Genomic DNA, 20,633 nt, shown 5'->3' with positions numbered 1-20,633 from the left:
GCCCCCGCGTCAGAAGAACGCCGGCGGGTGCTGGGTGCCGTAGGACGGTTCGAGTGTGTGGGCGGCGGTCAGGGCGAGGTCGTCGCGGTGATGGGGGGCGACGAGCTGGACGGCGAGGGGCAGGCCGTCCGGGGCAGTGCCGGTGGGGATGCTGATGGCGGGGTGGCCGGTGTCGTTGAAGACGGAGGTGTACGAGATGGGCAGGGCCCTGTCCCGGACGGCCGCGGCGATGTCGGGGCCTTCGGCGGGCCACGCGGTGGTGGGGGTGGTAGGCATGAGCAGCAGGTCGTACCGGCCGAAGAGGTTGGCCGCCCAGTGGCCGAGGCGGGACCGGTGGGCCCAGTAGGCGGCCTGCTCGGCCGGTCCGAGCGAGCGGCTGCCGTCGAGGACATCGGCGAACCACGGCTCGAAGGCGTCCTGGCGGGCGGTGAAGTCCTCGTGGACGTCGAGCAGTCGGGCGTACGCCAGAAGGCGCTGCCGCAGTTGGAAGGGGGCGGGGAACCGGTCGGCGCCAGGGAGGTCCGCCTCGTCGTCACGGACGTCGTGGCCCTGGTCACGCAGGATGCCGGCCGCGTGGTCGAGGGCGCGCAGGATCTCGGGGCGCGGTGCGGCGACGCCGAGGGTGCGCAGGACGCCGATACGCAGAGCGGGCAGCGGCTCGGCGAGGGCCGCACGGTACGAAAGGGCGGGTGCGGGCAGCGAGTTGGGGTCGACGGGGTGGTGTCCGGCGGCGACGTCGAGGTGCAGCGCGGTGTCCCGGACGGTGCGGGCCATGCCGCTCAGACAGGAGTGCTGGGTCCACTGCGGCATCCGGGACGGGCCGTGCGGGACGCGTCCGCGGGACGGTTTGAGGCCGACGACGCCGCAGAGTGCGGCCGGGATGCGGGTGGAGCCGCCGCCGTCTCCGGCGGTGGCCAGGGCGACGAGTCCGGCGGCGACCGCCGCGGCCGACCCACCGCTCGAACCTCCCGGAGTCCGCTCGGGATTCCACGGGTTGCGGGTGACGCCGAAGGCCTCGTTGGCGGTGTGCACGGCGGCGCCGAGCGGGGGTGTGTTCGTCTTGCCGATGACCAGGGCGCCGGCGGCCCGCAGCCGGGAGACGTGCACGCTGTCGTGGTCGGCGGGCGCGCCGTCCCGGTAGGCGCGCGTGCCTCGGGTGGTGCGGAAGCCCGCGGCGTCCTCGAGATCCTTGACGAGGACCGGCAGGCCTGCGAGGGGCCCCGCACTCTCTCCGTGGGCGAGGCGCCGTTCGAGGTCGGTGGCTTCGGAGAGTGCCCGCTCGGGGTCGAGCGCGACGACGGAGTTGATCGCCTTGTCGGCCGTGGCGATCCGGTCGAGGGTGTGGCGCATCAGCTCGGTCGGTGAGAGCTCCCGGCGGCGGATCAGATCGGTGAGTTCGGTCGCCGAGGCGTAGGACAGATCGGTCATGTCGTGGGTTCCTTGGGGGTCCGGACGAGGGCGGAGGTGGCGGAGGTGGCGGCGGCTTCCAGGCTGATGCCGGTGGTGCGCGGGCCGAAGCGGGCGGCGACCAGGCCGCCGGTGGCGGCAAGTACAGCGAGCAGGGCGAAGACGGCCGTGTATCCGGCGCCGCTGTAGACGGCGGCGACGATCATCGGGGCGGCGAAGTTGAAGATGCGGGACAGGGCGTTGGCGGTGCCCGAGCCGAGGGCGCGGATGCGGGTGGGGAAGATCTCGGCCGAGTACACCTGGAGGAAGGGCACGGCCATCTGGAACAGCAGGCTGACCAGGCAGCCCAGGATCAGGACGGCGGCGGGGGCGCGGACGAACGCGAACAACAGCAGAGTGACGGCGGACAGGGCACCCAGGACGAGTTGGGTCCGGCGCCGGTCCCACCGGTCGATGAGCGGCACGGTCACCAGAGCCCCCAGCGGAGCGGCGGTCGCCAGGGCAGCGGACAGCAGCAGCGTGTCGTCGAGGTCGAGTCCGGTCTCGGCGAGGAGTGTCGGCGTCCAGGTGTTGTACGCGGAGTAGGCGAGCAGTCCGGTCACCCACATCGTGCTGACGACAAGGAAGTTGCGGCGGTTGGCGCCGGTCCACAGTTCGCTGATCCGGGGGCGCTCCGGAGCGCCGGCCTGGTCCGGCACCGTCGTCGTGGCCGGTGCGGGCGGCCCGTCGACCGGCGGCCGGACGCCGGACCGGAGCTCGATCGAGCGCACGATGTCCTCGGCCTCGGCGAACCGGCCCCGGGAGGCGAGCCAGCGGGGACTTTCCGGGACCCAGCGGTGGATCAGCCAGGCGAAGACGACGCCGAAGAGACCGAGGCCGAACACGAGGCGCCAGCCCCAGGTCCACTGCGGCACCAGGAAGTAGCCGACCCAGGCGGCGATGGGGATACCGAGCGAGCCGACCGCCACCTTGTACGTCTGCAGGCGCCCCCGGGCGGCGGCGGGAACGAATTCGCTGAGGACGACGATGGCGACCACGGCCATGCCCTGGACACCGAGGTGCGCGGCGGTGCGGGCGGCGATCAACTGCCATGGGTTCTGGACCAGTACGCAGCCGACGGTGGCGACGCAGTAGAGGGTGACGCAGGCCAGCATGGTGCGCCGGCGGCCGATCCGGTCGGCGAGATAGCCGCTCAGAATGCCTCCCGCGAAGGCGCCGAGCTGACCGACTCCGGCGACGAGCGCGACGGTCGACAGCGGCATGCCCCACTGCTCGCGCAGAGCGGGGGCGACGAACGCGAAGGCATAGGTCTCCACCCATTCGAAGAGGATCATCCCGGCGAGAGCGATGACCATACGGCGGTGGAACGGACCGAGCGGGAGCCGGTCGAGACGCCTCCCGAGTGCGGTGGCTTGCAGGGTGACGGCCATGGGTGCGATACCTCCCGGACGAGGAAATGGGCAGGAGGGGTCAGATCACGCCGTCGGCCCGCAGGGCCGCGAGTTCGTCTTCCGAGAGGCCGAGCACACCCGCGTACACCTCGGAGTTGTGCTCGCCGAGGGCGGGTCCTGTGGACCGGATGCTGCCCGGAGTCTTCGACATCCTCGGCAGCGGAGCGACCATCGGCAGCGGCCCGAAGTCGGGGTCCTCCACCGTGACGAGCGTCCCCCGCTCCCGGTAGTGCGCGTCGGCGGCGATGTCGGCGATGCTCATCAGCGGCGATGCCGGAATCCCGGCATCGCTCAGCAGCTTTGTCACCTCGTCCGCCGCGTACCCGACCGCCCAGTCCGCGACGACGGCGTACAGCGCGTCCGCGTTGTCCATCCGTGCCGCACGCGTCGCGTACGAGGGGTCCGTCGCCAGCTCCGGGCGTCCCATGGCCTCGGCGAGGCGACCGAAGAGGCCGTCGGTTCCGGCATGGATCGACACGCGGCGCCCGTCGGCGGTGGTGAAGTCGCTGGCGGGCACGATCTGCGGGTTCCGGTTCCCCAGTCGCTCGCGGACCCTGCCCGTCGTCGCGTACGCGGCGAGCGCGTCCTCCGAGGCCCGGAACCCCGCCTCGTACAGGGCCAGATCGATCACCTGGCCGCCACCGCCCCTGGTGTCACGGTGGTAGAGCGCGGTGACCACCGAGAACGCGCCCAGGTAGGCGGCCATGTAGTCGATCGTGGAGTACCCGCTGCGCACCGGCGGGCGGTCCGCGTCGCCGGTCACGTACGTCAGTCCGGCGAAGGCACTCGCGATGCGGTCGAAGGATCCGCGGTCGCTGTACGGCCCGGTCAGGCCGTAGCCCGTGACGTACACGAGCACGGTGTCCGGCGCGAGTTCGCGCAGCGAGTCCGGGTCCAGGCCCCACGCCTTGAGGGTCGGCGGGCGGTAGTTGGTGATGACGACGTCGAAGTGCGGCACGAGCCGTCGCACCACCCGCTGTCCCGCTTCGGTGCGCAGATCCAGGGTGACGGACTTCTTGTTGCGGGCCTCCTGTGCCCAGTACGGGGACCGGGCGCCCGGGGTCGTGCCACGCGTGAAGTCGCCGCGGCCGGGGTCCTCGACCTTGACGACCTCGGCGCCGAAGTCGCCGAGAAACGTGGCGGTGACCGGCGCGGCCAGGACGGTGGACAGGTCGAGGACGCGTATGCCCGCCAGCGGAAGTGTCGACATGGGTGCCCCTTCGCACGCTATTCACGTTCCGTTATTAACGAAACGTTGTTAGCGGGACCTTAGAGTGGTCCCCTCGGCACGGCAAGGGTTGAGGCGGGAAGTTTTGTCCAGGACGGACGGGGAGCAGCACATGACCGACAGTGGGGCCGGCGCGGCGGGTGAGGCCGGGCGGACCGGGGCCGGGAAGAAGCGGCGCCGGCGACGCAGCCGCGAGGAGACCGAGGCGGACCTGCTGTCCGCCGCGCGCACCCTGCTGGAGCGCGACGGAGTCCTCGCCGGGGTGAACCTCCGCGAGATCGCCGCCGAGGCGGGCGTCAACCACGGGCAGATCTACCAGTACTTCGGCACCCGGCAGTCCCTGCTGCGCGCCGCGGCGTCCGAACTCGTCGAGCGCCAGAGCGAGGAGCGCGGCGACCACTGGGAACAGCCGTTCTCCGAGCGGCGCCGCGAGATGTTCCGGCATCGGCTGGACGAGCCCGAACTGGTCAAGCTCGAAGCGCTCCTGGCGCTCGACGGCGACGACAACTTCAGCCCTCTGCCTCGCTTCTCCCAGACGCTGCAGAGCCTGGAACGCGACCAGGCCGACGGCTCCCTGCCCGAGGAGGCCGATGTCGTCGCCGCCCATGTCATGACCGCCGCGGCGCAGATGGGTTACGTCATCTTCCGCGAGGCCTACGCCCGCGACACGGGCGTCACCGTCGACGAACTCGACGCGCGAGCCGCCCGGGCCTACGGCCTCATGCTGGCCGGACTCACCGCGCCGCCGTCGCAGGGGTCCGGGCAGGCGTGACGGGTCCTTGTTGGTGTCGCGAGGGCGGGCTTTCCGGCGACGGCGGTTCAGGGGTGTGGGAACCGGTGGGGTGTGGCTGCACGGTCTTCGTCGGGTGTGGGGCGTTGCCGCTCCCCTTCTCCGGAGGGTCGAGGAGGTGGCCTGTCGTCTGGACCCCGGCGCCGCAGACGAGCAGCGCCACGGCCAGCGCGGTGAGTCCGGTGGCGGCGCGCCGCCGCCGGGGCGTCGGGGAACGCGGGTCGGTGTCCGTCATCAGTCCACGTACTCCTGGGCGACCTCGACGTAGTTGAAGCCCTTGACGTCGGTGGCGATCTGCATCCGGCCGCTCTTCGACGAGGCGATCAGGGTGTTGAGCAGACCCGTGATCGCGCCGCTCAGCGCCGACTCGGTGTCCGAACCGTCGGCGATGAACAGCGCCTTGGTCGCCACCTGTTCCAGCACGTCGCGCTTCGCGCCGCCGAAGCCGTAGGCGATCACGTGCGGATGACGCGGCCAGCCCCGGTCCACCAGCTTGCGGAACGGTTCTTGCCAGTGCGCGTCGGTCGGCACGCCGTCGGTCAGGAAGAAGACCGTCGGCCGCAGCACGTCGAGGTTCTGCCTCCTCAGGTCGCTGACATCCTGTTCGATGCACTCCCGCACCCGGTCGAAGGTCTTGCCGTACTCCGTGCGTCCGCCGCAGATCACTTCGGGCATGACCGGCACCTGTTCCATGTCCGACATCGGGATCACGACGTGCACGTCGGTGGAGAAGGCGACCACGCAGACTCTGGCGAACTCCGAGACGCGGGGGTTGGTCGCCAGGTTGTAGTGCAGGCGGGCGAGGGTCGCGTTGAGCACTGACTCGTGCTGCTTCATCGACGAGGACGCGTCGATCACTACGTAGGTGGGCAGGCAGAGTGTCATGGTGCACCTCTGGGCTAGTGGTTGGCGAGGATCACGATCAGCAGGATCGCGGCGATGACGAGGACGGCGATCCAGCCGGCGTCCAGGCCGTTCTCGGGCGGTTTCGGGGGCGTCGACTCGGCTTCCTTCACGGGCCGTTGGGCGTCGGCGGCAGGTCGCGGAGCCGGGAGCCGTGCGGGCTTCGAAGGCAGCGGGGGCAGCTCGGTGCGGGTCGGACGTGGTGTCGTCCTCAGATACGGGCCGTTGTTCAGCGCCTGGTGCAGCTGCGCGGCCGAGGGCCGCCGCTCACGGTCGGTCGCGAGCAGCATGTCGAGCAGCACTTCGGACACGGCCGGCCGGTTCGGCCAGGGGGACGCGGCGACGGTGTGGAAGGTGTGCGCGTCGCGCAGCCCCGTCATGCACTTGGCGACGAGCAGTCCGAGCCGGTAGCGGTCGGTGTACTCGTCCGCGTCGGCGCCCGCCGGCGTGAGCGGGTCGGCCCAGTTCGGCTGGTGGATGTCGGGCATCTTCGCCGGCTGACATCCGTCGACGTCGATGAGGTAGACGGAGTGCTGGGCCGGGCTCCAGAAGGCGTTGGAGAACGACCAGTCCGAGTAGACCAGGCCCAGGCTCTCCAAGACCGCGGCGAGCCGCGTCAGTTGGCGGCAGGCGGCCAGCCTGCCCGCCGCGCCGGGGGACGGCAGTCCGACGCCCCGGATCGACTGGTCCGACTTCGCCAGCCAGTCGATCTCCACGAACCGGCGCTCGCTGAACGCGCCGCGCCGTAGCTCGCACCGGTACTCCTCGGGCGCCATCGGGATCACGCAGCCGACGGCGGGGTTGCCGGGCTCCTGGATCCGGGCAGCGGGCCAGCACGTACCGGCGTACAGCAGCGCACGCTCCGCCTCAGGCAGCGTGTCCGGGGCCGAGATCAGCAGGTCGAGACGCTCGGCGTCCTCCGGATGCTGGTCGGGCCGGTAGAGCTTGGCCAGCCAGCCAGGATGGTTCGTCAGGGGTGTCACCGCGACGGCCTGGCCGTTGTGTTCCGAGATCGGCTCGGCCAGCGGGCCGAGGTCACCCACGCTCACGGTGCGGGGCAACGCCCAGCCCCGCGGATCTGCCGCCGGACCACCGCCGGTGCTGTCATCGGCGCCGTCGACGCCGTCGACGAGAGAAGTCATGCCCCGGCTCCGTTCCACAGGACGACCGCGGTCCGGTCGTCGAGGCACTGCGGGGCGTCGAAGCCGACGTCGGCGGTGAACCGGGTGGCCGGGACCGGCGCGCGCCAGGCGTTCGCGAAGTACTCGTTGACGTTGCCCGCGGGGTCCGCCCACGCGTCGCCGATGCCGTCCGTGACGAGGGCGAGGGCGGCGCCGGGGGCCAGCGTGACGCAGTGGTCCCTGGTCAGTTGCGGGGTGTCGGGCAGCCGACCGACGACCTCGTTCGAGACCACGGCGGACGTACGGTCCTTGACCTCGCCTGCGGCGAACCGCCACAACGGGACGTGCGGGTCGAGTGTCCAGGCCGAACTGTCGCCGAGCCAGGCGATCCAGGCCCGCGCGACGCCGTTCGCGTCCGGCTCCGCGAGCACCGCGGTGATCAGCACGGTGGCCAGCTGCGAGCTGTCGACGCCCCGGCCGTTCGCCTGCGTGGCGACCGACTGCGCGATGCGCCCGTACAGCTCCTTGGCGTCGAGCCCGTCGAATCCCACCGTCTCCAGTTGTTCGCGCAGCAGGGTGACGGCCTGGCTGGAGGCCGTGGTGGCCCCGGCGTCGGACCGGGCCGCGCTGGACAGGCCGTCGGCCACGGCCACGATCGCGTGCCGGCTGTCCCGGCTCCGTCCGATCCGGTAGGAGTCCTGGCGCGGCTCGGCGGGTTGGGCGCAGCGGTGGCCAGGGCCGATGACGGAGGCCGCGCGGAGGGTGAAGGCACCGATGGTGGCCTCGTCGGCGGCGATCCCGTTCTGGACGGTGCGTTCCGGGAGCTGCCAGCGGTAGCCCTGGGCGCGGGCGCCGTCGCCGAAGCGGGGGACGCTCAGGTCGGTCGGCCGCTCGCGCAGGAACGGCCGGGGCTTCGGGGGCTGGGGCATCGGTGGCTGGGGCTGCGGCGCCGCGGGTGCGGTGACGTAGCGGCAGATCGGGGGCGCTGTGTCGGGCGGGGCGCCGTACTGGGGTTCCCTGGCGAGTCGCTCGCGCGGCCCCGACCCGGAACCGGACCCCAGCACGGCCGCCGCGCCGACCACGCCCACGGCCGCGAGGGCGAACGCGTCCACGAGCGGGCCGAAGCGTCGGTGCTCCGTGGTGACCTCGAAGAAGGCACCGATCACGACAGCCGCGAGCAGCACCGAGCGCCACCGTGTGTCCATGCGGGCGCCCCGCCGGGCGCCGTCCCGGCTCACGGCCGTTCCCCGCGCGCGTGGGTCTCCTGCCGGGACTTCGGCCCGGAGGCGAAGTGCTGGCTGCCGTTCTGCACCGCGTACAGCTCGGCCGAATCGGTGGCGAAGTTGAGCTGGGTCACGTTGTCCGGCCTTTCCGGTGTGCGCAGCGAGGCCAGGGCCATGACGTCCTGGGCGAGATCCGGGTCCCGGTCGAGCAGCCGGGACAGGGCCTCGGTCCAGTAGTCCACGGCCCGGGCGTCGACCGCTCCCCTCGTGGCGGTCGACGCCCGGTCAAGGGCCGGAGCGCGGTCAAGGGCCGACGCCCGGTCAAGGACCGAAGCGCGGTCAAGGGCCGACGCCCGGTCAAGGACCGAAGCGCGGTCAAGGGCCGACGCCCGGTCGAGCGCTTCGGCCAGCTCGTTGTCGCGGCCGCCGCCGCGGGCCCGGGCGAGCACGCGGCTCATCAGCCCCTTCGCCTCGTACCAGAGATCCGTGCCCATGGCGGAGACCAGAGCGGTGGCGCCGCTTGCGGCCAGTTCGGCGAGTTCCTCGTTCATCAGCGGGTATCAACCTCGGTCGTCGTGGCGGATGTGCTGGTCGCCCCGGTGCACGGCGAAGACCGTGCCGTGCCCCGTGGCCCGGACGAGCTGCTCCACGGCCCGCGGCTCGGGCGGCTCCGGCGGCGCGGGCGGTGCGGGCCGCTCCGGCTGCGTGCCGGAATCGCCCCGTGGCCCGATGGGGCTGCCCGGGTACCAGAGCCAGGCCCTCGCGGCGTACTCCTTGACCCGCACGTCGGCCGCGGTGAAGGCGTCGGCCGCCAGCCCCTCGTGGCCGTGCCCGACGGTTTCCTCGTGGACGTGCTGCGAAAGGATCGCGGCCAGCGGGGCGCCGTCGGTGCCGGTCAGGGTCGCGCGGCGCAGCGGGGCCGAGTCGAGCAGTCGGGCCAGCGCCTCGAAGGGGGCGCCGGAGACGGTGCCGTCCGGATCGAACCGGATCTCCCCCGCGTGCACCGCGGCCCGCACCCGTAGCCGGCTGTCCGCGCCGGCCCGCCGGTTGTGCGCACGGATGCGTGCGCTCAGCTCCGGGAGCAGCGGGAACAGCAGTGCGGCCTTGGGCAGTTGGGCCGGGGCGACGAGCCGGCAGCCGTCGCCGGTGTCGCCGCAGGTGAAGTCCCGCACGTCCAGATCAGCGGCGCCCAGCGCGTCGGCCAGTGCGGAACGCAGCACGCCGCGGATCTCCTGCAGCCGCCGCTCGCCGCGGCCCGCGGAGCCGGCGATGTCACACGCCAGCAGGGCTCGGTACTCGTATCTCGGAATCACTGTTCCTCCGCGTTCATCTGCGGCCACGACGAACTCGGGCAATTCCAGGCCGAGTTGTCGCCGTCCGGGCATCCGGGTCATCCGGCGTGGACAAGATGATTGACGAGACCGTAGAGGAGGGGTCCCCGAGCAGAACGGCTACTAATACGGCTTGTGCCGCTTCGGCCGCACGAGGAAGAGAGGTGGGGCGATGGACACCACACGTGTTCGCGGGGCCGGGGCCTACTGGCCGCCCGCCGGGCTGCTCGGCCGCGTCGACGAGGACGAACGCGCGATCCTCATGGGACTCGGCCACGGCGTGACCTATCCAGCCGGCCAGATCACCATCCGCGAGGCGGAGACATCGGACTTCGCGCTGCTGCTGCTCGGCGGCATGGTGAAGGTCACCGCGCACGCGCAGGACGGCCGCGAGGCGCTGCTGGCGGTGCGGATGGCCGGAGACCTGGTCGGGGAGTTCGCCGGCATCGACGGCAGGCCACGCGTCGGCACCGTGACCGCGTGCGGCAGGGTGCTGGCCCGCTACATCCTCCGCTCCGAGCTCCTGGAGTGCACGAAACGGCACCCCGCCATAGGACTCGCGCTCAGCGCGAGCGTCGTGGCCAAGCTGCGCACGGCGACCGGCCGGATCGTCGATTTCACCGGCTGCGACGTGCTCGGACGACTGGCCAGGATCCTGCACCACCTGGCCGTCATCTACGGGCGCCCCGGTCGGCACGTGGCCCAACTCCCGCTGTCCCAGCCGGAGATGGCCACCCTCGTCGGCGCGGCGGAGTCGTCCATCCACAAGGCCCTGCGGGCGCTGCGGGAGTCCGGCGCGATCACGACCGGCTACCGCAGGATCACGATCCTCGACCTGGATCACCTCGCCCGGATCGCCGTCACGGCCGGGCCCGCCTGACCGCCTGATCACCGGCGATCCCGCCGAATACGTAAAAGCACCGGGTTCGTACGACGGGTCGGCGCCAGCCTGCCCAAGTACCAAGACCCTGGCGCGGGAGAGAACGAGGGAAGCAGATGTCAGAGAACAACGGGGCTCCGGGGATCCGGACCGGCGATGTGTCCGGAACGGTGGTCATCGGCAACAACAACACCGTGAGCATCCTGGAGGGAACGCCGCCGGATCCGGTCAAGCGCCCGTCGATCTCCCAGCTGCCGCGCTCCACCAACGAGCCGCTGATCGGCCGGGCGCGGGACGTGCGGGCGCTCCAAGAGGCGGTTCAGACACGGTCGTTGGTGCAGGTCTGGGGCGCGTCCGGGATCGGCAAGAGCGCGTTGCTGCGCCACCTGGCGTGCACTTCGGAGCGCGGCCAGGACGGCGCGGCGTACATCGAGGCCGGCGGACGCACGGCCGACGACATCGCGCAGGCCGTCTTCGACATCGCCTTCGACGCACCGAACTACAAGCCGTCGTGGGAGGTGATGAAGGAACATCTGAAGACGCTGCGGCTGCGGATCTACCTCGACGACGCCGGGCTCGACGACAAGGAGCTGCGCCGGCTCGTCGACATGGCCGAGCACTCCACGTTCGTGTTCACCTCGCAGCAGCGGTCCGCCGTCGACGGTGTGCATGCGGTCCGGCTCCAGGGACTGACGACCGCGGCGGCAGCGGAACTTGTGGCGGCGCTGCTCTCCCGCGAGCTGCGCCCCGACGAGGTGCCGCTCGTGCACGCGCTGTGCGACGCGGTGGACGGCAACCCGCTCCGGCTGCGGCGCATCGCCCTGTCGGTCGCGACCGGCAAGGGCCTGCCCGGCATCGCCGACCTTCCCGAACTGCTGCCGGCACTGCTGAACAAGGTCCGCCCGGAGGAACGCGACCTGCTGCACCTGCTCGGCTCGCTGGCCGGCGCCGAGTTGGCGCCCCGACACCTCAACGATCTGCTCGGCCGGACGGACTCCGACGCGCTCGCCGGCGGCCTGGTGCGACACGGACTGCTGCTCGCGACGGAGACCGGATACAGCTGTCCGCCGGATGTCGCCGAGTGCGTACTGAACACGCGGCACACGGAGTTCCCCGCCGACCGGCTCTGCCGGACACTCACCACGTGGGTCGAGGCGAGGGACACCACCCCGGAGGATGTCGCGGTGCACTTCCAGGCACTGGATGTCGCGGTGCTTCGGGCGGAGCGACACGGTCACGCGGGACTCGGGGTGGCGCTGGCCCGGGCCGCCTCGCCGAAGCTGGCACTGTCCCGGCAGTTCGACGCGTGGGGCAGCCTGCTCGGTGCCGGGTGGTCGGCGGCCCGGAGCGCGGGCGACGAGGGCGGTGAGGAGTTCTTCCTGCACGAGGCCCGCACCCGGCGGAAAGCGCTCGGGCGCGGCGCGATGACGGCGGCGCTGGCGCTCGAGGCGGGGGTGCTGTTCCGCGAACTCACCGTTCTGCACGCGCAGTCGGCGACCCAGCAGGTGGCCGGAGCGGCATCGACCGGCGCACTGCCGCACTCGGCCGCCTCCGCACACGGCGCGGCCCACTCGGCCGCCTCCACGCACGCCGCCGCCCACACGGCGGCCGCACCGCACACCGCCGCCGCCACGTCCGCCGCCCCGGCTCCCGCGCACACAGCCGTGACCCACGGGGCGACGAGGCCGGTGGTCGACCTGTCCTCGCAGGCCGCACAGCCGCACGTCGCCGCCCACGGGGCCGGTACACATTCGGCCGCCGCACACTCGGCCACCGCGCCGACACCACCACGGATCGACCTCTCGGGGGCGCACTCTTCGGCCGCCCACCCGACATCCGCCGCGACCACCACATCCGCGACGGGCACGGGCCACTCGGCAACCGCCGCGGCCGGCGCGGCGGGCGCCAAGGGCGGCATGTCGGCACTCGCCGTCGCCTGCACGATCGGCATCGCGGCCGTACTCGGCGTGGGTGCCATCGTCTACGCGAACGACCAGCCGAACACGTCGCCTGCGGCCGGGGCGAGCTCAGTCAGTACGCCGGACCTGAGCGACGACACCGTGCCCGACGACGGCACCGTGCCCGACGAGGCCACCTCGCCCAGTGTTGATCCCGTGTGCGCGACGGTGCTCCCCGAACTGTCCGCTCAATCCGCGACGTTCAACGCGGACGCCGCCCGCGCGAGCACCGCGATCGATTCGTACAACTCGGCGATGAACTCCTACAACTCGGGGGCCACGTCGACTCCCCCCAGCGAAAGCATGTTCCTCTCCGAGACCGGCTCCGTAGTCAGTGACATGGAGGACGTCGAGAGCACGCTGCGGGAGGCCGACGCGCAGGCCCAGGACAGCGCTGTGTCATCGGACCTCAACGACATGCTGGCCGCCGCCGAAGAAGTCAAGAGCCAATACGAATCGTTCGGGGGCGGCCAGGAAGGTTCGGCGATCGACACGACGAGTGGGACTTCGGACTTCAACTCGGCGCTGTCCAGTCTGCAAACCGACTGCGGCGCGTGATCCGCCGCGCCAGACCAACAAGGAAGGGCGGGCCATGGCCGAGAATTCCACCCACGGAGACATCCACACCGGGGACGTCTCCGGCACCTTCGTCGTAGGAGACAACAACCGCGTGACGAACACGACGCGTGACCCCGAACAAGCACCATCGCGACCGGCGCCGGAGCCGCAGCCGCAGCCGCAGCCGGAGTCGCAGCCTCAGCAGGAGAGTTCGGCGACGGACCGGGCAGCCGTCTTCGCACTCCAGCACGGCACGATGCACGTCACGTACAACGCCGCACCCGAGCCCGAGGCAGAAGACTGAGAGACGCCGCGTGCCCCGGCCGACGACCGGCCGGGGCACGTACGCAGCGATCCGCTCAGTCCTTCAGTCGTTGTCGGCCAGCAGCTCCAGATCCTGCGCACTCAGCGTCGCCGTCTTCAGCAGTTCCCTGATCAAGTTCACACTGAGCGTCGAGCCGACCGGCTCGCCGACCTCGTCGCGCAGCAGTCCGCGCACACCACGGCGGTGCAGCCGCTCGCGCACGTCCTCGACCGTGTTCGCGACCGACTTGTGGGTCCAGGACTTGTTCGCGTAGGGCGAAGCGTTGGCCAGACGAGCCGTGTCCTCCCAGGCCAGCGGGAGCGGAAAGGCATCGTGGCCCGCCAGATAGCGCCGGGCGAGCGCGGTGAGCACCAGCCGCTCCTGCGGGGAGAGTTCGTAGACCGTCTCGGGATCCACGGTCTCCGCACCGCTCGCGGAACGCGGGTTGCCGTCGTCCTCGTCCACGACGCGCACCTCCACCAAGTGGGAACGCCGCTTGGACGAGTTGATCACCAGCGGGGTGTATCCGGACTCGATGAGCCGCTTGTGGCCGTTGAGTATCAGCACACCGTCCGGCAGCTCGATGGGCAGATTGCCGGTGTTGACCAGCCACCAGTCGCCGTCCGCGGCCGTGCAGGTGAACACGCCGTGCCGACGGCTGACGGTCGGGTCGTCCACACCGACCGGCACATGCACGTCCTCGCGGTCCCGCCCGAACAACAGCGTGTACCGGCGCGGCGGCACGGCGTACCCGCCCTCCGGCCCCAGTACGAAGATCGTCCCTGGCGGCGCCGAGGGCACCCGGTCCGAGGGACTGCCCGGCGGCAGCATCTGGGGTGGAAAGTTTCCGTACGCCATGTCACATACCTCCGGCTCGGCTCGCGTCAGTGTAAGAGCGCGCCGCGAGGACCGGTCCCCCCACAGATGTGCGACAGGCAAGGGCACGTTTGCCGCCAACTCGTGTTGCCTTGCCCCGACTTGATCGATAGCCTGCCCGCCGTGAGCGCGAGCGGTCGGGGACCTGTTGATGACGGATAGCACGATCGCCGAGCCGCTCGGCACGGACGATCCGCAGGAGATCGGCAGCTTCCACATCATCGGCCTGCTCGGCGTCGGTGGCATGGGCGAGGTCTACCTCGGGGCGTCCGACAAGGGCTACGCCGCCGTCAAGCGCGTCCGGCCGCGGCTGGTCGCCGGAGAGCGCTTCGAGCGCGAGGTCGGCATCCTCTACCGGGTACCGGCCGGGGTGGGCCCGCGGGTGCTGGCGAGCGACGGCACCGCGGAACGCCCCTGGTTCGCCACCGAGTACGTGCCCGGGCTCACCGTCGACGAGGCGGTCCGGCTGCGCGGCCCGCTGCCCGCCGAGGCATTGTGGCTGCTGCTGGCGGAGGCGGCCACGCACCTTTCGGCCGTGCACGCTTCGGAGATCGTGCACCGTGACATCAAGCCCGGCAACGTCATGCTGGTCCGGGACGGCGTGCAGCTGATCGACTTCGGGATCGCACGCGCGGCGGACCAGGCGAGGCTCACCAAGAGCGGCGGCAGCTACGGCACGCAGGGCTTCTCGGCACCGGAACAGCAGGCCGGGGACGAGGACGTGGGCGCACCCGCGGACGTCTACTCGCTCGGGGCGCTCCTGCTCTACGCGGCGTCGGGCCGCACGCCCGGTGTCGTCCCCGACGTAGAGCCGTTACGTGCCATGGACGCCGACCTCGCCGACGTCATCGGGTCCTGCCTCACGACCGGCCCCGGGGATCGCCCGACCGCCGCCGAGGTGGCGCGGGCGGCCCGCGCACACCTGCTCGTTCCTCCTCCCTCCTGGCCTTCCGAGGTCACGTCACGCATCGACTCACGACGTGCCTTCGCCTCGACCCCGGTCGGCAAGCTGGAGACCGTCCCGCCGCCGGACCTGGAGGCGGATCCGACGCCCGGCGCCGCGCACCGCCCACGTGCCCGCCGGCTCCTGCTTCCGGCCGCCGCGGTGATCGCCCTCGGCGCCGTCGCGGCGTTCGTACTCGTTCCGTCCGATTCCCGGCACGACGGCGCCGCGCGTCCGTCCGCCGACGAGACCGTGGCCGCGGCGACACGGACGCCCGCCAAGGGCCCGACCCGTTCGGCCTCCCCCTCCGAGAAATCCGGACACCCGACCCCGACCACCGCACCCGACAAGGCCGACAGCGCCCCACCGGGGACATCCAGCGCCCGCCCGCCCACGCACACCGCCCCCACCACCGCGCCCTCGCCGGCGGCCACTCCCCGCGTCACCTCGTCGTCGATCAGCGGAGTCAACGGCAGCGACGATCCGGCACAGGTCAAGGGCTCCGAGGCGGACACCTCCTGGGTCGGCAACAACGCCACCTGCTCCGCCTGGCTGGACCACAACGGCTCCGGCGAACTCGCGGGCGTGCTCAACACGTCCATGAACCAAAGCTGCGGCGCCGAACTGCACCGCAGCGACGGCATCGCCCACACGTTCCAGGCCTCCTGGGGCGCCGCGAAAACAAACTTCATCTCCGGCGTCGGCCACACGATGTGGATCTGCGTCTGGAACGCGAGCAACCGATCCGACGAGCAGTGCTCCGCCCGCTTCACCATGAACGGCAACACGCCGGTCAAGCAGTGAGCAACCGACACACTCCACCTTCAGGCAAGAAACGACAACCGCACCTGCCGGCGAGGATTGTCCTTGTTGGTGTCCACCAGACACACCGACTGCCACGTCCCCAGCTCCAAGCCGCCATCCACCACCGGCAACGTCGCATGCGGCGGCACGATCGCCGGGAGGACGTGGTCGCGGCCGTGGCCCGGGGAACCGTGGCTGTGCTGCCAGCGGTCGTCCGCGGGGAGGAGGGTGTGGAGGGCGGCGAGGAGGTCGTCGTCGCTGCCGGCGCCCGTTTCGATGATGGCGATGCCGGCCGTGGCGTGCGGGACGAAGAGGTTGAGGAGGCCGTCGCGGCCTTGGGCGACCTCGCGCAGGAAGGACTCGCAGTCGCGGGTGAGGTCGGCGATGCGCTCGGTGGAGCCGGTCGTGATGTCCAGGATTCGGGTCGTGAAGACGTCTGACATGAGTGCATTGTCCCCCAGGAAGGCGGCCGGGCGCCCGGTGGGGACGGCCGGGGTTCGGGACGTGCGGTCCATACGTTGAGACGTCATTGACCATGCGTCGGCGACTGGATACGTTCTGCCGCATGTTGCGTTCAGCCATGCTCACCACGCGCGGTCACATCGACCTGCTGCGGGTGGCCTCTGCCGCGTGTCGTCGCGGCTGCTGACGCCCCCTCTCGCCACTTCTGCGCTTCTTCATTCCCCTGCGCTCACCCGTTCTCGTTGCCGCTTCGGTGTTCGTCCGTGACGGCGCGCCGCTGACGCGCGCCCGCTGACGCCGAGGCGCGCCCTCGCCTGCCATGGAGTGCCATGAGCATCAGTCATGCTCCGCCCGTTTCGTCCGCCCCGGACCGGTCGTCGCCAGAGTCACCCTCTACGGCGCCACCCGAACTCGTTCCTCTCGTCCCCTCCTCCACCCGCCGCGCCCGCGTTCCCCGTTGGCTGCGGCGCACCAGTGGGCCGCTACTGCTCCTCGTACTGTGGCAAGTCCTCACGTCTGTAGGGGTGTTGACGCCTGATGTGTTGGCGTCGCCGGGCACCATCGCGCGTGTCGGGGCGGATCTGGTGTCCGACGGGTCGTTGCCCTCGGCCATGGGTGTCTCGCTGCAACGTGTCGCCGTCGGGCTGCTGTGCGGTGTCGTCGTCGGGACCGGGCTCGCGCTGCTGTCAGGTCTTTTCCGGGTCGGCGAGGATCTCGTCGACGCGAGTGTGCAGATGCTGCGGACCGTGCCGTTCGTCGGGCTGATTCCGCTGTTCATCATCTGGTTCGGGATCGGTGAGGCGCCGAAGGTCGCCATCATCACCCTTGGCGTGTCCTTCCCGCTGTACCTGAATGTGTACGCCGGGATTCGTGGCGTCGACTCCCAACTCATCGAGGCCGGTGAGTCGTTGGGGCTGAGCCGGTGGGGGCTCGTGCGTCATGTCGTACTGCCGGGCGCGCTGCCCGGCGCCATGACCGGGTTGCGGTACTCGCTCGGTATCGCCTGGCTGGCGCTCGTCTTCGCCGAGCAGATCAACGCGGACGCCGGCATCGGGTTCCTGATGGTGCAGGCGCGGGACTTCCTGCGCACCGACGTCATCGTCGTCTGCCTGATCGTCTACGCGTTCCTCGGCCTGCTCGCCGACTTCGTCGTCCGTTCCCTCGAAAGGCTGCTGCTGCAATGGCGACCGACGTTCACCGGCCGGTGACCCCGTCCCCCGAGACCACCATCGGCGCCGGCTCCGCCGTGCGCGTCGAAGGTCTCTCCCGTTCCTTCGACGGTCGTGCCGTCATCGATGACCTTCAACTCGATGTGCAGCCAGGGGAGTTCGTCGCCCTGCTCGGGCGCAGCGGGTGCGGCAAGTCCACGCTGCTGCGCATCCTCGCCGGGCTCGACCGCGACATCGAAGGCACCGTACTCGTACCCCGACGCAAGGCCGTCGCGTTCCAGGCGCCGCGGCTCATGCCGTGGAAGCGGGTGTGGCGCAACGTACTGCTCGGTCTACCGGGCAAGCCCGAACGTGCCGTCGCCGAGCGGGCGTTGGACGAGGTGGGCCTCAGTCACCGTACGGACGCCTGGCCCAAGACGCTCTCCGGTGGCGAGGCCCAGCGTGCCTCGCTCGCCCGCGCCCTCGTGCGCGAACCCGATCTGCTGCTGCTCGACGAGCCGTTCGGCGCGCTCGACGCGCTGACCCGGATCAAGGCCCAGCGCCTGGTCGGCGAGCTGTGGCAACGGCGGGGCTACGCCGTGCTGTTGGTCACCCACGATGTCGAGGAAGCGGTGCTGCTCGCCGACCGGGTGCTGGTCATGGACGACGGTGTCATCGCCCACGAGACCCGAATCGATCTGGAGCGGCCGCGCGATCTCACCGATCCGCGCTTCGCCGAACTGCGCGCCGAGCTGCTGAATCGGCTGGGTGTGGACGGGGCCTCTCACTAACCCACCCACTGGTCCTGTCACTAGTCCCGTCACTAGTCCCGTCACTAGCCCACCCACTGGCCCTCGCACTGGTCCCCCACTTGTCCTCTCGCTGAGCCCACCGCCACTCCCTCCCCTCCTCGCGTTTTCCCTCCTCGTCCCCCTATTTTTGAACGGACTTGTCATGCGACGCCCTCTCATAGCCGGCGCCCTCGTCACTCCCCTCGCCCTCCTGCTCGCCGCCTGCTCCGGTGCCACCACCGCCAGCACCTCCACCGGCAGCGGTGGCAGTGGTGGCGGCGTCGACGGAAAGGGGTCGCTCACCCTCAACGTCGGTGACCAGAAGGGTGGTTCGGAGGCAGTACTGAGGGCCGCCGGTGAACTGGACGACCTGGACTACAAGATTCGCTGGTCCACATTCACCTCGGGGCCGCCGCTCCTCGAAGCCATCAACGCCAAGGCCGTGGACATCGGCGGCGTCGGCAACACACCTCCCGTCTTCGCGGCCGGTGCCGACTCGAAGATCAAGGTGGTGTCCGCCAGTCACGGGACCGCCAGGGGTGACACGATCCTTGTCCCGAAGGACTCGAAGCTGAAGAGCCCGGCGCAGCTCAAGGGCAGGTCGATCGCCGTGGCCCAGGGGTCCTCGGCGCACTTCCAGCTCGTCGCCTCGCTCAAGAAGGTCGGGCTCACGCTGAAGGACGTGAAGGTCAAATACCTTCAACCGGCCGACGCACTCGCCGCGTTCACCGCCGGCAAGGTCGACGCGTGGGCCGTCTGGGACCCGTACACCTCGCAGGCGTTGCGCGCGAAGCTCGGTCGTGTGCTCACCGACGGCGACGGTGTCACCAACGGGCTCGCCTTCCAGGTCGCCTCCCCCGTCGCCCTCGCCGACAAGAAGAAGTCCGCCGCCATCAAGGACTATCTCGATCGGCTGCGGCGCGCCCAGAACTGGGTCTACAAGCACCCGCAGGCGTGGGCGAAGGTGTGGGCCAAGGACACCGGGCTGCCGTACGGGGCGGCGTACGACGCCGTGAAGCGTACGAACGGCACACGTGTCACCGTCGCCGTCGACAAGAACGTGATCGCCTCGGAGCAGCAAATCGCCGACACCTTCACGAAGTTGAAGCTGATTCCGCGCCAGGTCGACTTCTCGAAGTACGTCGACACGCGCTTCAACGACAAGCTGCCGCCCTCCACCACCGCCCCGCGCACATACGGCAAGGAGTCCTGAAGCCATGAACGTTCATCTGCACTGGTTCCTGCCGACCGGCGGCGACGGGCGGACCCTCGTCGACCGGCATGCCTTCAGTGGTGGCGCCCTCGAGCGTGCGCCGGGCGGGCCGATCTCCGGAGTGCGCGCGCCCGACCTCGACTATCTCGTTCAAATCGCCAAGGCCGCGGAGCAGTTGGGCTTCGAGGCCGTGCTCACTCCGACCGGGACGTGGTGCGAGGACGCGTGGCTGACGACGGTCGCGCTCGCCCAGCACACCGAGCGTCTGAAGTTTCTGGTGGCGTTCCGGCCCGGAGTGATCTCGCCGACGCTCGCCGCGCAGATGGCGTCGACGTATCAACGCCTCACGAACGGGCGGCTCTTGCTCAACGTCGTCACCGGTGGTGACTCGGCCGAGCAGCGGCGCTTCGGCGACCATCTCGACCACGATCAGCGCTATGCGCGCACCGACGAGTTCCTTTCGGTGGTGCGTGGTGTGTGGGGCGGCAGCTCGCAGCAGCCGTTCGACTTCGCCGGGGAGCACTATCGGGTCGACGGCGGCTACACGGCGCTTCCGCCGGACCCACAGCCGGAGATCTTCTTCGGTGGCTCGTCGGCCGCCGCGGGGCCCGTGGCGGCGCGGCACTCCGATGTGTATCTGACCTGGGGCGAGCCGCCGCAGCAGGTGAAGGAGAAGATCGACTGGATCCGTTCGCTCGCCGAGCGGGAGGGGCGCACCGTGCGGTTCGGTATCCGACTGCACTCGATCTCGCGCGACTCGGCTCGGGACGCGTGGGACACGGCGGGCCGGCTGCTCGACGACCTCTCCCCCGAGACCGTCGCCGCCGCGCAGGCCGCGCTCGGGCGCAGTGAGTCGGTCGGGCAGCAGCGGATGCTGGCGCTGCACGGCGGTGAGCGGGAGAGCCTGGAGATCTCGCCCAATCTGTGGGCCGGGGTCGGTCTCGTGCGCGGTGGCGCCGGGACGGCGCTCGTCGGCAGCCACGCCGATGTCGCCGACCGGATCGAGGAGTACCACGCGCTCGGCATCGAGCACTTCGTGCTCTCCGGGTATCCGCATCTGGAGGAGGCGTACTGGTTCGGGGAGGGGGTCATTCCCGAACTGGCCGCACGCGGGCTCGTGGAGCCGGTCGCGCGCCGGTCCGGTGCGCCGTTGGCGGTCGCGGGCGGGCGCTGACGGTCGAGGACGGGCGCCGAACCCACTTGGGGCGCCGGGTACGGGAAGATCTCGCGTCCCGATGGAGT

The 20,633-nt window shown here is 71.0% G+C and carries 20 protein-coding genes; 10 read left to right on the top strand and 10 right to left on the bottom strand.

All coding sequences use genetic code 11. From position 1 onward, the window contains the following. Positions 1-9: 9 nt before the first annotated feature. From ACOKM3_RS35085 to ACOKM3_RS35075, 3 genes are read right to left on the bottom strand one after another with little or no spacing between them, the layout of a single operon-like run. Complete coding sequence (locus tag ACOKM3_RS35085) at positions 10-1,428, bottom strand: amidase (RefSeq protein ID WP_426905254.1); 1,419 nt, start codon at positions 1,426-1,428, stop codon at positions 10-12. Next, positions 1,425-2,837, bottom strand: coding sequence for an MFS transporter (locus ACOKM3_RS35080; RefSeq protein ID WP_426905253.1), 1,413 nt, complete (start codon positions 2,835-2,837; stop codon positions 1,425-1,427). The genes ACOKM3_RS35085 and ACOKM3_RS35080 overlap by 4 nt, the downstream gene beginning before the upstream one ends. 40 nt (positions 2,838-2,877) lie before the next feature. Continuing rightward, a complete protein-coding gene (locus tag ACOKM3_RS35075; RefSeq protein ID WP_426905252.1) occupies positions 2,878-4,068 on the bottom strand; it encodes a CaiB/BaiF CoA transferase family protein in 1,191 nt (396 codons plus the stop codon). A gap of 130 nt (positions 4,069-4,198) precedes the next feature. On the opposite strand from ACOKM3_RS35075, the gene ACOKM3_RS35070 reads away from it, so the two are divergent. After that, a complete protein-coding gene (locus ACOKM3_RS35070) occupies positions 4,199-4,858 on the top strand; it encodes a TetR/AcrR family transcriptional regulator (protein WP_426905251.1) in 660 nt (219 codons plus the stop codon). Positions 4,859-5,110: 252 nt separating this feature from the next. Here the strand turns inward: ACOKM3_RS35070 and ACOKM3_RS35065 are convergent, their stop codons facing one another. From ACOKM3_RS35065 to ACOKM3_RS35045, 5 genes are read right to left on the bottom strand one after another with little or no spacing between them, the layout of a single operon-like run. Further along, positions 5,111-5,761 (bottom strand): vWA domain-containing protein, encoded by a 651-nt coding sequence (locus tag ACOKM3_RS35065; RefSeq protein WP_426905250.1) that lies wholly within the window; start codon positions 5,759-5,761, stop codon positions 5,111-5,113. A gap of 14 nt (positions 5,762-5,775) precedes the next feature. Next, positions 5,776-6,921: a hypothetical protein gene (locus tag ACOKM3_RS35060; RefSeq protein WP_426905249.1), complete on the bottom strand. Its 1,146-nt coding sequence runs from the start codon at positions 6,919-6,921 to the stop codon at positions 5,776-5,778. After that, positions 6,918-8,105, bottom strand: a complete 1,188-nt coding sequence (locus ACOKM3_RS35055) for a protein phosphatase 2C domain-containing protein (protein WP_426905248.1) — start codon at positions 8,103-8,105, stop codon at positions 6,918-6,920. Before ACOKM3_RS35055 ends, ACOKM3_RS35060 begins: the two co-directional genes overlap by 4 nt. 29 nt (positions 8,106-8,134) lie before the next feature. Continuing rightward, entirely contained in the window at positions 8,135-8,674 is a 540-nt protein-coding gene (locus tag ACOKM3_RS35050) for a hypothetical protein (RefSeq protein ID WP_426905247.1), read from the bottom strand. A gap of 9 nt (positions 8,675-8,683) precedes the next feature. After that, the gene (locus ACOKM3_RS35045; RefSeq protein WP_426905246.1) at positions 8,684-9,436 is read right to left on the bottom strand and encodes a hypothetical protein; all 753 of its coding nucleotides are present in this window, start codon (positions 9,434-9,436) and stop codon (positions 8,684-8,686) included. 190 nt (positions 9,437-9,626) lie between these two features. On the opposite strand from ACOKM3_RS35045, the gene ACOKM3_RS35040 reads away from it, so the two are divergent. From ACOKM3_RS35040 to ACOKM3_RS35030, 3 genes are all read left to right on the top strand, one after another. Further along, on the top strand, positions 9,627-10,334 hold the full coding sequence (locus ACOKM3_RS35040; RefSeq protein ID WP_426905245.1) for a Crp/Fnr family transcriptional regulator: 708 nt from the start codon (positions 9,627-9,629) through the stop codon (positions 10,332-10,334). A gap of 116 nt (positions 10,335-10,450) precedes the next feature. Next, positions 10,451-12,850, top strand: a complete 2,400-nt coding sequence (locus ACOKM3_RS35035; protein WP_426905244.1) for an ATP-binding protein — start codon at positions 10,451-10,453, stop codon at positions 12,848-12,850. A 34-nt stretch (positions 12,851-12,884) separates the two neighbouring features. Next, positions 12,885-13,154 carry a hypothetical protein gene (locus ACOKM3_RS35030; protein ID WP_426905243.1) on the top strand — a complete coding sequence of 90 codons (270 nt, stop codon included), beginning with the start codon at positions 12,885-12,887 and terminating at the stop codon, positions 13,152-13,154. Positions 13,155-13,217: 63 nt separating this feature from the next. Here the strand turns inward: ACOKM3_RS35030 and ACOKM3_RS35025 are convergent, their stop codons facing one another. Continuing rightward, the gene (locus ACOKM3_RS35025) at positions 13,218-14,012 is read right to left on the bottom strand and encodes an FHA domain-containing protein (RefSeq protein ID WP_426905242.1); all 795 of its coding nucleotides are present in this window, start codon (positions 14,010-14,012) and stop codon (positions 13,218-13,220) included. A gap of 169 nt (positions 14,013-14,181) precedes the next feature. Here ACOKM3_RS35025 and ACOKM3_RS35020 point away from each other — a divergent pair, with 169 nt between their 5' ends. Next, positions 14,182-15,777: a serine/threonine protein kinase gene (locus ACOKM3_RS35020; RefSeq protein WP_426905241.1), complete on the top strand. Its 1,596-nt coding sequence runs from the start codon at positions 14,182-14,184 to the stop codon at positions 15,775-15,777. Between the two features lie 20 nt (positions 15,778-15,797). On the opposite strand, the gene ACOKM3_RS35015 is transcribed toward ACOKM3_RS35020, so the two are convergent. Further along, positions 15,798-16,220 (bottom strand): YjbQ family protein, encoded by a 423-nt coding sequence (locus ACOKM3_RS35015; protein ID WP_426905240.1) that lies wholly within the window; start codon positions 16,218-16,220, stop codon positions 15,798-15,800. 92 nt (positions 16,221-16,312) lie between these two features. On the opposite strand from ACOKM3_RS35015, the gene ACOKM3_RS35010 reads away from it, so the two are divergent. The 5 genes from ACOKM3_RS35010 to ACOKM3_RS34990 all read left to right on the top strand — a co-directional run bounded on the left by ACOKM3_RS35010 (position 16,313) and on the right by ACOKM3_RS34990 (position 20,565). After that, positions 16,313-16,426 (top strand): putative leader peptide, encoded by a 114-nt coding sequence (locus tag ACOKM3_RS35010; protein WP_426905239.1) that lies wholly within the window; start codon positions 16,313-16,315, stop codon positions 16,424-16,426. Between the two features lie 142 nt (positions 16,427-16,568). Beyond that, positions 16,569-17,447 carry an ABC transporter permease gene (locus ACOKM3_RS35005; RefSeq protein ID WP_426905238.1) on the top strand — a complete coding sequence of 293 codons (879 nt, stop codon included), beginning with the start codon at positions 16,569-16,571 and terminating at the stop codon, positions 17,445-17,447. Continuing rightward, entirely contained in the window at positions 17,420-18,178 is a 759-nt protein-coding gene (locus tag ACOKM3_RS35000; RefSeq protein ID WP_426905237.1) for an ABC transporter ATP-binding protein, read from the top strand. The genes ACOKM3_RS35005 and ACOKM3_RS35000 overlap by 28 nt, the downstream gene beginning before the upstream one ends. 163 nt (positions 18,179-18,341) lie before the next feature. Next, positions 18,342-19,391: an ABC transporter substrate-binding protein gene (locus tag ACOKM3_RS34995; RefSeq protein WP_426905236.1), complete on the top strand. Its 1,050-nt coding sequence runs from the start codon at positions 18,342-18,344 to the stop codon at positions 19,389-19,391. A 4-nt stretch (positions 19,392-19,395) separates the two neighbouring features. After that, positions 19,396-20,565: an LLM class flavin-dependent oxidoreductase gene (locus ACOKM3_RS34990; protein WP_426905235.1), complete on the top strand. Its 1,170-nt coding sequence runs from the start codon at positions 19,396-19,398 to the stop codon at positions 20,563-20,565. The last annotated feature ends 68 nt before the right edge of the window (positions 20,566-20,633 follow it).

Source organism: Streptomyces nidicola (genome assembly GCF_050106155.1).
Taxonomy (GTDB): domain Bacteria; phylum Actinomycetota; class Actinomycetes; order Streptomycetales; family Streptomycetaceae; genus Streptomyces.
This window is presented reverse-complemented; position numbering and strand designations above follow the sequence as displayed.